Genomic DNA, 13,716 nt, shown 5'->3' on the forward strand with positions numbered 1-13,716 from the left:
AGCGGACAGCGGACACCACCTCGTCAATAGATGGTTAACGGAACACTCTAAAAATAGCCTGAACGTGCTAGTTTGTCAGTGACAAAATCACCCAAATCACTCATACAACAAGAATAAATAAACCAAGTCCATGGCTTTTTTAGCGACCGGTGAGCCCTCTTTCCCCTCTAAAGATAACTTTATCGTTACCGCGGTAAATGCCAAAAGTAATCATTGCCGAAGGATCCTCATCGCCTTTATTGCGCCAGTTGTATTGCAACCAAGGTTGAGTAAAGTGACCGTTGCATTCAACATCATTGGGGTTTGCGCCAACTTCATCACCTTGACGTAAATACAATCGAACTTGCTCAATATCTGACACATCACGTGAAACAAACAACTGTTGACTAATACCTTTCTCTACTTGATGGCCAGCACTGCCAAAAGCAGCAGTCGTATCGACACCGGATAAAATACACTGCAAACCGCTGTCAAACTCGGTTGCATTATCTTCTCCATTGGTCACAAAGCGACGACCATCAAAGTATTCCACACGAAGCGGGACACGAATGTCGGCAGTCGTTGCCCCACCGACATCTAACAATGTCATACGACCATAACGCGCGGGGGGCTGCTCTGCCAACTCAGCCTCTAGCACAACCTCATCGCTTGCAAACGACACTGGGTCAAGACCAGAAAGGGTTAAGTTTAAATCCGTTTCTGTCGACAACAGGTCATTGGTATTAAACGGTCCATCTTCCTTAGTCGTAATGGTCCCATCCGCTTTACGAGAAAAGATGACATTATTGAGTTCGGGCTGCCAGACGGCACTATTAATACCATCGTCTTGCCAAGCATCATCGGTATCAAAACCAAGGACCCTATCTTTATAGGCGCCTTCAAGTGCAAATTGTGCTTGATACATTAGAGAGAAAAGAGAGTAATTTCGGACTTTTTGTCCCTCAGCGCTATAGGGATAGACCTCTACCTCAACATCCTCGTAGGGTTGACCTAAATATGCCGCCTCCCCTTGATTGCTAGGCACATGCCACTTTGTTTTATCAATGCTGAAATAGGCTGGGTAAAAACGGCCAACATGACGATAACCGATGTTGATTTTCTGCCCTAAGTACTCCGTTGCACTGGTATACAGTTTTAGGCTCCCTACTTCACTCCAGCTTAAATCATCCAGTTGATATACACCGCCATCTATGTTGCTTGGGTAATGTGCAATGGAGGTGTCAGTAAAATGACCAGGCGCGCCTCCATTTGGGGAAGCAAGTTGCGCTGCAAGCGATATCGTCGCACTGGGCGCGCTTTCCGCCGAGAAGTTTTGCGTGACGATGGCACTATCACATAGCGCTTGCGTCGTTTCGATTTGCTGGTCGGGGTCTTGCTGACCATCGCTTCCCTGCCAAGCAATGGGTTTGATGAGCGTTGAGAATGATTCCCCAGCGGCAACAAATCCGTTGCCCGATGTTGAACTCCCTGTCTCTAATCTTGGTGCATCGGGCGCATCACAAATCGCAAACGTCCAAGGACGAGCGAGGACGGTTTGGCTGCCACTGTAATCTTTGCATCTGAGATTACCCTCGGCATCTTCGATGCACTCTTGATCCATTAAGGCCAATGAAACCTCGCCAGCTTCTGCGTAGCGAAGCTGGGTTACCGCCACTATTTCGCCATCGACTTTGTTAAACTCAAGAACAAGGTCATCAGGTGCACTGACCCAATCCCCCTCTCTATCTCTTGCTCGTAACTCAATCGACGCAGAGTAAGCCGGATCAGTAGGTTGATCATAAACCGTCTTTGACAGCGTCAGTTCTCGTACTCCCTCAAAATCAACACTTGAGATAGGACGACCACTATCACTGCATTCCAACGGGCGCACTGTGATATCTTCGGCTTTGCCAGCAATCACGCTAAGTGGATTTGGAGAGAGCGCTAGCCGATAAGGCACGAATTTATACTGGGCCTCGACCTCGGTTTGCGTGCGGTTGTCGGTGATATAGGCCGTGACCTTTTTGGTCATGACTGTATCGGATGTGAGGACAATAGATTGATCCAGTACGCCAGACTCAGGTGTCAGTATTTGGCTAGTTCCATTGGTCTGCTCGACCGTTACAGTACCGATAAAGTTGGTAGCTAGCGTACCATCCTGGTTCATCACCCTTATCTGGGCATCTAAAACTTCACAAGTCAACGCAACGTCTTGAATTGGTGTCAGTTCAATAATGTAGCTATTGGTCGTCGGTGGGTTTAAACACGCTCCTTCACCAACAATGTGACTGTTAGTGGTACTCATTGTCAGCTTATTTGTGGTAACGGCCCCACGAATGGTGATTGAATTATTAAAAGTTACTGAATCAGCCAATATTTGAGCAAAGATATCACCAGTATTTGTCGAAAAAGCCACACTTGCACTTGGACCATAAATAACTAAATCTCGTCCATCATCCACATCTCTCATATCAACCGCATTGCTTTGAGAGAACGATTGCGTTAGAAACAGTGTGACCTCTTTTTCTACACTGATCGCCCCACCATTAAACGACATTGACCCGAAGGCGTACCTACCTTTTGCACTGAAATACGTCTCAACCTTCCCTCCGGAGCTATACGATTTTACTTCTGTTCCATAAAGCCCACCTAAATCGTTAAAACGCACAACAAACGAGATGTTATTGTACCCATTCACTGATAACGCCCTTAAATTGGACAATATCGTAATCGTCACTTGGTTGTTGCCGTTATCTTGATAGGAGCAGTAGACACCATCACACTGCTGTTTGTAGTTATATTGAGATATATCGAGATCCTTGACACTCGAAAAGTTAGGTGAAGGAACAAAAGGTGTCGCCACTTTTTCTCCTCCAGGCGCACATGCACCGACATCACATGCTCCGCTTAGCCCTGCATGATAACTCACGCTGTCATAACCAATTTTGAGTTTTCCATCTTTTAGGTGCTCACTGACATACTTAGGAGACCAACCCGATATCTTATTTGGGTTAAACATATTCAGCGAACTGCCACTTTTCCAACTTTGGATCGGTTGTGGGAAATACTGACAAAGACCTAGGTCAGGTAGGGGCCACTTAGCGTTAGCAAAGGCGACAGTGGTCGTCAACATCGCTAGCATTAACGCGATCCATTGTCTCATCATGACAACATTACTCCTTCACCCAAATCTGCTGACTGCGTCTTACCTCAGAGACACCTGAACCACAGGTCACGGCCGATTCCAAAATATAGAATTGCGCCCCGCCTAGACTGCCGCGGTTCTCACACGAGATCTCTGCCAAGCGGCAGGAAGGGACAGTATCGAGTAGCAATTCGGCTTGATCTTGTATCAGGGTGTCGGTATCAGCGCATCGCTGGGCAATGGCGGAGTCTTGGCTATCTAGGGGATAAAACAGCGTCATCGCTACTTCATTGATGGAGTGGCTCAAAAGCCAAGCTTGTGTGCCGAGGACGTCGCGTGTGTGGGCATCACGGTTAGACCATTCAATGCGACCAAGAGAAGTGGCTAAGAACCCCATCACAACCAGGACAAAAATCACCACAATATACAAATTGCCGCGTTGAGAACGCTGAGAATTACGGAACATTGATCACCTGTATATCTTGCTCAAATCGTGTACTTTCGCCATTTTGGGCAAACTCAACGTTGATATGGACCAAGCCATTACTTTGTACTGTGGCTGGAAGATACTCGAGCGAACCAGATTGGATGACAGAATCAGACAGAGGGTAGGTATCGCGCAACACCACACCACCACTGATACAATATTCACGCTCAGTATTTTTATCAAAAATATAGTGACGATTAGCAATCGAATGAGTCACAAGCGATGACGCGGCACTGGAAATGGCAAAAGCGCCACCAGAGAGCGCGCTGACATTACTATCCAAAGCTATCGTGTTGTCGATAACTTCTAAGCTGGTCGTGGGGTTGATGACCATAGAGAGACCGTTAAAGCTACTCGCATCAAGAGTACCTCCATCTGGTGCATCTTGCCCAACCACAAAATGAATGTCTGCACCTGAAATTGCGTAAAAGCCCGAATATTCAATCGGGTAAAAGGAAAGGCAATCACCGTCGGAGGTAAACAGATTAGGTACGGCGTGGCGCACCTCACGAGACATTTTCTCAATGATGAATTTGGCTTGCGTCTGTAAGCGCTGACGCTCGACTGTATTGGAATACCCTTTCGCACCCAACTCAACAAAGCCTGCAATACCAAGCACCAAAATCCCACCCACGATAATGGTGAGGATCATTTCAATCAGCGTGAAACCACGAGTGCTTCTCATCAGTAGTTCCCCCGAAAACCAATCAAAGTGATGGATTGGTGATTACTCGCAGATATCGTCAGTTCAAGTTTCTTTAGTGACGCATCGTTTGGCTGCACGTAGTCAACCGCCACATCCAAACGGAAGTTTTTGTAACTGCCGTAGTCGTCGTTGATTAAATCATTGAGGTTACGACATTGGTTCTCACCACCAGGGCCATTAGGTACCCAGCAGCCGATAAAATCATCGACATCATCGTATAACTCCGGAGCATCATCGGATTCGCCGATATCAAGCCCCAAATTAGGCGTCTCACTACCGGCCAAACCCGAACAGATCTTAGAGCCGACATCCACAGAAGACGAACAGCGCACCAACCCTCCTTGATTATCGCTATGATGATCAAAACCGCGGGCAAGGATTTGCGTCATCACGCTTTGCCCGAGCGCTGCCGCTCGCGTGTCATAGTGTGGATCACTGGAGCGCGCAATTTGCGGCGACAAAAAACTGACTATCGTTACCATTGCCAGCCCCATCACCACAATGACAATCACGCTCTCGATCAGAGTAAAGCCGTTGTGAGATTTCATAAGCAGCTCCCTTTCGAGACATAGCCATTCGCCGCAATGTTGACATTGCATTCGCTTCCACTAGCGATGATTCGAACCGTGATGACTTGATCGGGCTCACCAAGCAGGTTGAACTCCAGCCGTGATGTTAAAGGGAGAAAGGTCACGCCAGATTCCGCCACCCAGTCACTGCGACCATCCGCTGTACTGCTGCACCCTGCCACTGAACCCACGCAGTTTGGCTGCACAGTTAAAATATAGGCGTCAGAACTGCTGCCATCAGCGAGGTTGGATTGCATTCGGCTGACTTGAATTTGGCGAATCACCGAAATCACCTGTTCTTGCGCCACAAAAGCAGCGAAGCTGTCTTTGCCGATATAGCGACTCGCCGCATACAGCGAGACAATCGCCACCAGAATAATCACGACGATCAATTCAACTAAAGTAAATCCATTAAGCGCTTGGTGTTTCATCACGTTATGCATCCCCGAACTGAACTCTGAGTATAACGTAGATTGGCAGGGTAATGATTGATAAATAAGGAAAGATTGGGATGAACACAAAGTAAAAAACCGATATTGACTACACAATATCGGTTTCATCAAACTTAGAGTTAGTAAGAGATTCGCATGTGATGCTAATTTCTCTACATCCACTCAGTTTTTAATTTATCGCCAATCATTAGCAGTCATTCGCATCAGCTACAGTAATCGATGGCCCTGACGCTGATTCAGCAACAGTCATTTTGTAAACGACAACACATTTGCTGTCTGTTGAGCTGTCAGTAAAGGAGTATACAACACTAACATCATCTGCTGCACTTGCATGACCATCAATGACAGCAAAATCACCATTGCTCTCTATCGCATTCCCGATACCTGTAGCCGAAGGGGCTGGGTAGCCATATACAACTTCCACATTCCCATCAACCGTACCACTAATAGACTTTTCAATACCTTGGATTGCTGATTTACCATACACGATCCCAGAAGCCCCAGCCATTGAGCCTCTTAGGCCTTGCAAAGCAGATGCACGCGCATCACCCTGCAAATTCAAAAATCTTGGTGCTGCGGTAACCGCAAGAATACCTAGAATAACAATTACCACCACTAGTTCGATTAGGGTGAAACCGCCTTGTCTTTTCATAGTTAGATCTCTCTATAGTGAATATCCGCAGGGTTACTGCAAAGTTACGGTCACACGACCAGTTTCAATCTCATACACAAACTCGTGCTCGCTACTGCCTTCTTGCTGAACATAGGTGCAAGTGGAGGCCGAGCTATCGGCTTGCGCAGAATACTTTATATTCGAGTTACTGCTCGCATCCGCTACAGTGCCAACTCGTGGGGGATTTTGCAACAGGTTGTCCATCAAGTCGACGCAAGCTTGGTCGGTCAAACTCGTTGGGTAGTCGACGTTGTTGCTGTTTAATGCTTGCGGGTAACCATCACGAAAACCGGTATCCGTACCATTGCTGGTTTTTGAGCGTGTTAGCCAAAATTCCACACCATCGTAGTTGACCGTATTGTAGGTTTCGGAGTTGATGCTCACCGACGGCCTAGCCTCCGCTTCCCACTGCGCGCGGGCAGACAATACGCCCGTGGCAAATCCACCAGCGACACCTTCAATACTGGCTTTTTTCGCTTCATCCGTCACGTCGAGAAAACGTGGTAGCGCGGCGACAGCCAGTAGGCCGACCACAACGATCACCACAACGAGCTCCACCAAAGAAAAACCAAACTGTTTGTTAGACATAGTTGCAACCCAGTAATTAGTACGCCGTATTATACGGATAAAACATAGATACGCTACGAAAGATGGCGATTATACCGACCTATCGCGCCAGAAAAACGACCTTAGTCAAAAACTTACCGTTTTTTAAGCTCATCACGATCGTTTGATCGGACGAGTAATCATAATGGCAAATATAACCGCGCAAATCAGACTCATCTGAAATATGCCGCGGAGTTTGCCGTAATACTCTCTCTTCAGGGTAGAGTGCGCGATACCAGTACGCGCAATCCACATCCCCTTGCTCGTTAAGGGGCAGTACCCACCCCTTAGCGGAAAAATGCACTTTACGCTGCTCAATCGTGAGCGACGTTGGCTGCTTGGCGAGCAACCATTGCTGTCTATAGTAACTGGCTCGCTCCACAATCCGCTTGGACGCCACGGCAAAGGCGGCGTCGTCCGCTTGATATTCAACATCTTGCCACACCATACTGTACGTCATGATCAAGATGATCACCAACAGTAGCCATATCACCAGCCGTGCCCGCTCGATCACCATGGCGCTTATCCTTTGATTGCGTCCAACATTCCCCACATCGGCAAGAAGATCCCGAGAGCCAATATCAAGACCATGCCCGCCACCACCACCAGCAAGAATGGCTCTATACGCGCGGTTAAGGTTTTTAAATCGTAGTCCACTTCTCGGTCATAAAAATCAGAGACTTCCATTAGCAAGGCATCAATGCGCCCTGTCTCTTCCCCAACCGACAGCATTTGAATCACCAATGGGGTAAAAATGCCACTATTAACGGCAGTGGAAGAAACGGTACTGCCTGCTTCAATTGCCGCTTTCATCTCCATCAAACGATTTTCTAGATAGCGGTTATCTAGCGCCTCGGCGGATAACGCTAATGATTGGTTGAGCGGCACGCCCGCCTTGAGCATCAGAGCAAAAGTTCGTGAAAAACGCGACAGCAGAGCGCGGTTGATAAGCTCTCCGACCACCGGCATCCTCAGGCGAAACTTATCCCATTTCTCACGTCCATTGTCCGTGCCTACCCAAGAGCGAAAGGCAAATAGCGCCGCGACAATCGCGGCAACCATCCAAGTCCAGTAGTTGACAAAAAAACTGGAGGTGGAGATCAAGATCTTGGTTGGTAGCGGCAAGTCGACGCCAAAACGGGCAAACATACTGGAGAACTGTGGGATCACTTTGACGTTGAGCACAAACATCGCCACAGTGATAAACAAAATCACAAAGGTCGGATAACGCATCGCCGTTTTGATACGTTTGCGGGTTTCCACCTCTTGCTCGTAGTAGTTCGCCAGTTGCAGCAGCGCTTGGTCGAGACGACCCGTGTTCTCACCCACCCCAATCATGGAGACAAACAGCGGGCTAAACACCTTAGGGTGCATTTTCATCGACGCAGACAAACTGCGACCGTTGGTCAACTCCTGAGTCACCTCTTCTAGCGCTTCGGTCAGCTGCTTGTGAGCACTGTTTTGCGTCAAGCCTTTCATTGAGCGCAGTAACGGCACCCCTGCTTTGGTCAGGCTGTACAACTGACGACAAAAAATCACCAACACTTCCAGCGGTACACTGGGAGTGAACAACGCTTTCAAATCGATGTTAAAGCCACTACTGCCGCCCCCTAACGATAGCTCGGTGGGGATGATGCCTTTGTTCATCAACTGCTCTGCGGCGGCGTCTTGTGTCGGCGCCTCAAGCACACCCGACACCGATGCCCCTTCTAGATTACGCCCTTGGTAACGATAACTCGGCATAGCTCACCTTAGAGATAAATCGCTTGGTTAAAGCCAGATGAGTCGCCTTCGCCAAGCCCCATCACTTCATCCAAACTCACCACTCCTTGCAGCGCCAGTTCCATCGCGGAGGCAAGCAGCGGCTTGTAGGTTTTTGACTGCCTTGCTACTTGAGCAAAGCCAACGGCGTCATTGGCGCGAAGTTTGTCCATCATATCTAGCTCAAGTTCGAGCATTTCAAACACACCGATACGACCACGATAACCAGTCAGGTTGCAGTTTTGACAACCACGACCACGCACAAACGTCGCCTCCGCTTGATTCGGAAAACGCTGAGCCAGCCATAACTTGCGGCTCTCATCGGGCGTCTCTTCTGTTTTGCAGTCTGGGCACACCTTACGCACTAGACGCTGCGCGACCACGGCTCGCACTGAGCTGGCAACCAAGTAGCCCGGCGCACCCATATCCATCATGCGCAGCGCACTATCAATGGCATCATTAGTGTGTAACGTGCTGAGTACCAAGTGACCCGTCAATGCAGCGCGCAGGCCAATTTCCACCGTCTCTTGGTCACGCATCTCACCAATCAAAATGATGTCTGGGTCTTGACGAAGGAAGGTACGCAGCACCGTGGAGAAGTCTAAATCTATCTTCGGGTTAACTTGAACTTGGTTAACCCGTGGCAAGCGATATTCCACCGGGTCTTCGGCGGTGATGATCTTTTTCGCTGAGCTATTGAGCTCGCTAAGCGCGCCGTACAAGGTGGTGGTTTTACCGGAACCGGTTGGGCCGGTCACCAAAATCATGCCATGTGGACGTTTAAGCTGGCGGCGCAAGCGAACCAAGAGATCGTCTGGCATGCCTGACGCTTCAAGCTTTTGAATACCGGAGGATTGGTTAAGCAAACGCATAACCACCGATTCACCATGCTGAACCGGCATGGTCGACATACGAATATCGACCGATTGCCCCTTGGCGCGAATATTAAAACGGCCATCTTGCGGCAAGCGTTTCTCTGAAATATCAAGGTTGGCCATCAGCTTTAAGCGCAGTACCAGAGCGGAAGCGATATTGACCTCATTGAGTAGCGTTTCATGCAGCACACCATCAATACGCTGACGTAAGCGCAGGACATTGGCATCGGGCTCAATGTGAATATCGGAAGCGCCGATTTGGATCGCATCTTCAAACAGCGAGTTGATCAGTTTGACGACTGTCACCTCTTCGCTGTCATCATCTTCAATGGTGTAATCGAACGCGTCCGTGACTTGGTGTTCAGCTTGAAGCTGCTCCGCAAAGGAGGCGATCTCTTTGGTGCGGCGATAGTAACGGTCAAAACCATCCACCAACTGCTTCTCGGGGGCAATGACAAACTCGATGTTGTATTGCGACAGCTGCCCAAGCAGCGCTTCTTGGGCAAACAAGTCTGCCGGATCGCTCATGGCCACGCGCAGGGTATCGCCCTCTTGACCAATCACTAAGGCGCGCAGACGCCTTGCGTGTACCTCAGGCAACACTTGCACCGCATCGATATCCACATTCGCGCGCGCCAAATCAATCAGCGGTACATTGAGCTGCTGCGATAAGAACGAGAGCATCTGCTGCTCTGACAAAAAGCCCAGTTCAATCAGCGCAGCACCGAGCTTTCTGCCGGTCGATTTTTGCGCCGCCAGCGCTTGCTCAACTTGCTGCTCGGTAATGATCCCCTCTTCAACCAACAAGTCACCAAGACGTTTTCTGAGTTTAATCTTCACGGGCGGGCTCCTGTAGTTGAGCAATAATCGCGAGGCGATCGCGGGCAAACTGTTGAGATTGACTGGATAAGCCGAGATTCGATAGGGCTTGCTGATACGCTTGTTGCGCGCCGTCTAATTCAAACGCGCGCTCTTTGGCAATCGCCAAACCGAGCCACCAGCGACCGCTGTCAGGTTCACGCTCGGTGAGCGCTTGATAGCTCTCTTTAGCGAGGGCGTTTTGCTGCTGCTTTTGTGCCAGCGCCGCGCGCAAAGAGAGATACTCCACCGAGGCTTGGCGTGGCAGATACGCCACTGCGGTCAACGCCGCCGTGTTTTGCTGCTCTTTGATGAGCAATGTCGCCAGCGCGATGCGCAGCTCATTGTTCTCTTTATCTAGGCTGATGCCCTTTTGCAGCATATCGACCGATTTACGCACTTCCCCTTTGCCATAGTAGAGCGCCGCGAGACGTTTGCGGATCTCGATATCTTCCGGGGTGTAGTTCAGCGCTTGATGATAATGCTCAAGGGCCTCTTTTAAATTGTTACTCTCAAGCGCTTTTTGCCCACGCGCCTGCGCTTTCTCAGCCAATTGTGCAGGCGTCAGTTCAACGTGCTCCACCACCATGCTGCCGCTCGATTCATTTCCCTTCGAGACCGTGCTATTCGAAACAATGCTATTCGAAACAGTGCCACCAACTGAAGTGCTATGCGACGTATTGGAAACACTCTCTTCTTGCACCTCGGTGGCGCTTATCGGCGTTGCTACTTTGGCGACCAGCACAGGTTTTTCCACCGCGGGCTTATCGACCACTGTTGGGGAAGACGCTCTAGATGTCGAAGAGACATGCTGAGTCGATGGTGCCGATTTTTTCTCAGGCGCAACGTAGACGGCTTGAGCACTTGAGGTGAGTTTCGCTGTTGGTGAAGGCACTAGAGTCGCGTCAGACAGGGGGGCGTTCTGCTTTTGTGTCATTTGGTTGATGGCTGTCTCTTGCTGAGAGAGCGCAAAACCACCGACTGCCAGACTTAAGAAAAAGCTCCCCACCACCCAAGGTAGGACACGCACTTGTTTAACGGGCGCAACGACGGCACGTTGGATCGTCTCGTTGGCGCCGGATTGTTTATCCGTCAATTGGGCGAGAGCGTTGTTGATGGCACTCATGGTTTAACTCCACCCCCACAACAGTGGGTGTTTAAATTTGGGTTTAACGGTATCGAACGTATCATTAATAGCGTCAAACAAGTCTTGATTCGTTAACTGATGCGCCCCTTTGCTAAAGGCCGACACCAACGCTTTGTGGCACACTTGGTTGATCAATCTCGGATAACCTTGGCTCGCGCGCCATACGGCCTTTTTATGCGCCAGAGACATCAGACTCGCCGGTGCTGACGCGCGCGTTAAGCGGTTATCGATGTACGCGACCGTTTCGTCTAAATTGAGCGCTCTCAACTTAGCATTAAAGGTGATGCGCTGACGAAACTGACGCAAATGATGCTGCGAGAGGCGCTCATCCAACTCTGGCTGACCCACCAACACGATTTGCAGAAGTTTGCTTTGCTCGGTTTCCAAATTGCCAAACAGTCGCAACACTTCCAGTGCATCATCGCTGAGCGCTTGCGCTTCATCGACCAACACCACCACTTTTTTCTCTTGCTGGGCCAGCTCAATCAGCTTGTTGTGGATATCATCGACCACACTCAGCTCATTTTGCGATGACACGCCCAGCTCTTTGGCTATCGCAAAGCGCAGCTTATCGCCGCTCAATGCGGGGTTGGGCAGAAATACCAATTGCACTTGATCGAGAAAGTGACGCGTCATCATCCGACACACCATAGTTTTCCCTGTACCCACTTCTCCCGTCACTTTGATCACGCCCTCGCCCATGCTGAGCGCGGCATTCACGGTTTGAATCGCTTCATAGTGCGGTGCCAAGCCCAAAAACATCTCAGTATTAGGCGTGAGATGAAACGGCTGCTGAGAAAAACCAAAGTGCTCTAAATACATGACCTAGTTATCGTCAGGGAACCACTCAAGCAAGAGATCACGCGAGCGCTCAAGCTCTTTCTGCCAAGTATTGACCCCGACCACCGTCGGTTTAAGCAAAATCACTAGCTCGGTTTTCTGGGTAATTTGGCTGGTGTTTCTAAATAGGTGCCCGAGCGCTGGAATATCACCTAAAAATGGGACTTTCGAGGTTTGATCTAGGGTATTGGATTTCATCAATCCGCCAATAACCACTACGTCACCATCTTGGGCACGAATCACCGAATCTGACTCTCGAATGGAACTAGTGGCAAGAGGTAATGTGAGGCTATTGCTGCCGTAGGTTATCTCTTTAGTCTCCTCACTGACATCAATCACAGCAGGGTGGACATGGAGTAATACATTGCCTTGATCGTCAATTTGTGGCGTAACATCCAATGAAATACCTGAGAAGAAAGGCGTTAACTCAACATCCGTTGAAGTAGTTGTTGTAGAGCTACTCGAATCGGTATCTGTCGAAAAATCGGTGACGAAGTAACTATCAGTACCTACTTTAATGACCGCTTTCTGGTTATTTGATGCCGTTACTCGTGGGCTAGATAAGACATTCAAATCTCCCTGTGTAGCCATAAAGCTGATCACAGCATCAAAACTCCCGCTAGAAATCACCAAATTAGTCTGTCCCCCCAACAAGGTTCCAATGGCATCAAGTCCAGGTAAAGTTGAGACACTTCCATCCCCACTAATACTCCCTTGACCTAAACTAAAATCGGTGCCGTTGGATGAAAACGCCTTCGACCAATTGATCCCTTGCTGGTAGCCATCACTTAAGGTGACTTCCAAAATCTTGGCTTCCAAGATCACTTGGCGGTGCATACGCTGTTGTGAGACGCCGATGAAATTACGCACTTCTCGAATTTCGTCAGGATACGCGCGCACGGTAATCACACTGGCTTGCGGCGTGACAACCACACTTTGGCCGCGATCATTACCGATCAGCTGTGAGACGGCGGCTTGCAGCTGTGGCCAGAAATCGCTTTCACTGGTGGTTTCAATTTCCGTTCCGCCTTTGGTTGAACTTGCCGAACGAGTCGACGAGGAACTCGAACTGGAAGAGCTGCTCGAAGAGTTGGTGTCTGTATTGGTGATAGTTCCCGTGGTGATCGAGGTCAACGAGCGCCCTGAACGCGTAAACTGCAAGTAATCGACAGGAATGGTCACGGTTCGAAGCCCCGCAGGGTAAACCTGAATCACATTGCCCGATTTGCTGATCTCATAGCCGTAGAGGTCTCGCACCACCGCCAGCACTTCATCCATGGTCACATCGGTTAAATTCAGGGTGATATTACCTGCAACGCTTGGATGGATGGCGGCACTAAATTCTGTCCCTACCACTAAACTGGTGAAAAACGCTTTCGCATCAACACCGTCCGCTTTAACGCGAAAACGCTTTAAGGTTTTGGCGCGATTGGATCCGCTGTCACTCAGTTCAGGCATCAAGTCTGCACTCACTTCCGGAGGCAAATCGGTCAAGGCGCGACTGTTTGATTCATTGATGGATTCATTCAAGGCCGCTTTGACTTCAACCGGATCGCGATGGCCCATCGAGCAGCCCACCAGAGATGTTATTGTTATTGCTATGGCAAGTTTACGCATA

General features: G+C 49.3%; 13 protein-coding genes. All 13 read right to left on the reverse strand.

The annotated features are described in order from the left end of the window. Positions 1 to 139 precede the first annotated feature (139 nt). The gene (locus AC6R03_RS00340; RefSeq protein ID WP_500653629.1) at positions 140 to 3,121 is read right to left on the reverse strand and encodes a hypothetical protein; all 2,982 of its coding nucleotides are present in this window, start codon (positions 3,119 to 3,121) and stop codon (positions 140 to 142) included. 31 nt (positions 3,122 to 3,152) lie between these two features. Next, positions 3,153 to 3,590, reverse strand: a complete 438-nt coding sequence (locus tag AC6R03_RS00345; RefSeq protein ID WP_500631207.1) for an MSHA biogenesis protein MshP — start codon at positions 3,588 to 3,590, stop codon at positions 3,153 to 3,155. Beyond that, on the reverse strand, positions 3,580 to 4,296 hold the full coding sequence (locus AC6R03_RS00350) for a PilW family protein (RefSeq protein WP_500627095.1): 717 nt from the start codon (positions 4,294 to 4,296) through the stop codon (positions 3,580 to 3,582). Before AC6R03_RS00350 ends, AC6R03_RS00345 begins: the two co-directional genes overlap by 11 nt. Beyond that, positions 4,296 to 4,865, reverse strand: coding sequence for a type IV pilus modification PilV family protein (locus AC6R03_RS00355; RefSeq protein ID WP_500631206.1), 570 nt, complete (start codon positions 4,863 to 4,865; stop codon positions 4,296 to 4,298). The genes AC6R03_RS00350 and AC6R03_RS00355 overlap by 1 nt, the downstream gene beginning before the upstream one ends. Then, complete coding sequence (locus AC6R03_RS00360) at positions 4,862 to 5,317, reverse strand: prepilin-type N-terminal cleavage/methylation domain-containing protein (protein WP_500631242.1); 456 nt, start codon at positions 5,315 to 5,317, stop codon at positions 4,862 to 4,864. Before AC6R03_RS00360 ends, AC6R03_RS00355 begins: the two co-directional genes overlap by 4 nt. A 208-nt stretch (positions 5,318 to 5,525) precedes the next feature. Then, the gene (locus tag AC6R03_RS00365) at positions 5,526 to 5,990 is read right to left on the reverse strand and encodes a prepilin-type N-terminal cleavage/methylation domain-containing protein (protein ID WP_500627097.1); all 465 of its coding nucleotides are present in this window, start codon (positions 5,988 to 5,990) and stop codon (positions 5,526 to 5,528) included. Between the two features lie 33 nt (positions 5,991 to 6,023). Continuing rightward, positions 6,024 to 6,599, reverse strand: coding sequence for a prepilin-type N-terminal cleavage/methylation domain-containing protein (locus tag AC6R03_RS00370; protein WP_500631205.1), 576 nt, complete (start codon positions 6,597 to 6,599; stop codon positions 6,024 to 6,026). 79 nt (positions 6,600 to 6,678) lie between these two features. Continuing rightward, positions 6,679 to 7,134, reverse strand: a complete 456-nt coding sequence (locus tag AC6R03_RS00375; RefSeq protein WP_500631204.1) for an MSHA biogenesis protein MshF — start codon at positions 7,132 to 7,134, stop codon at positions 6,679 to 6,681. A gap of 5 nt (positions 7,135 to 7,139) precedes the next feature. Beyond that, a complete protein-coding gene (locus AC6R03_RS00380) occupies positions 7,140 to 8,360 on the reverse strand; it encodes a type II secretion system F family protein (protein ID WP_500627100.1) in 1,221 nt (406 codons plus the stop codon). A gap of 8 nt (positions 8,361 to 8,368) precedes the next feature. After that, positions 8,369 to 10,093 carry an MSHA fimbrial ATPase MshE gene (mshE, locus tag AC6R03_RS00385; protein ID WP_500631203.1) on the reverse strand — a complete coding sequence of 575 codons (1,725 nt, stop codon included), beginning with the start codon at positions 10,091 to 10,093 and terminating at the stop codon, positions 8,369 to 8,371. After that, positions 10,083 to 11,237, reverse strand: coding sequence for a tetratricopeptide repeat protein (locus AC6R03_RS00390; protein WP_500631202.1), 1,155 nt, complete (start codon positions 11,235 to 11,237; stop codon positions 10,083 to 10,085). The genes mshE and AC6R03_RS00390 overlap by 11 nt, the downstream gene beginning before the upstream one ends. 3 nt (positions 11,238 to 11,240) lie before the next feature. Further along, positions 11,241 to 12,080 (reverse strand): ExeA family protein, encoded by an 840-nt coding sequence (locus tag AC6R03_RS00395; protein WP_500631201.1) that lies wholly within the window; start codon positions 12,078 to 12,080, stop codon positions 11,241 to 11,243. A 3-nt stretch (positions 12,081 to 12,083) separates the two neighbouring features. Continuing rightward, complete coding sequence (mshL, locus tag AC6R03_RS00400) at positions 12,084 to 13,715, reverse strand: pilus (MSHA type) biogenesis protein MshL (protein ID WP_500631200.1); 1,632 nt, start codon at positions 13,713 to 13,715, stop codon at positions 12,084 to 12,086. Between the last annotated feature and the right edge of the window lies 1 nt (position 13,716).

The sequence above is a fragment of the Vibrio sp. R10-SG-ISO4 genome, assembly GCF_059834135.1.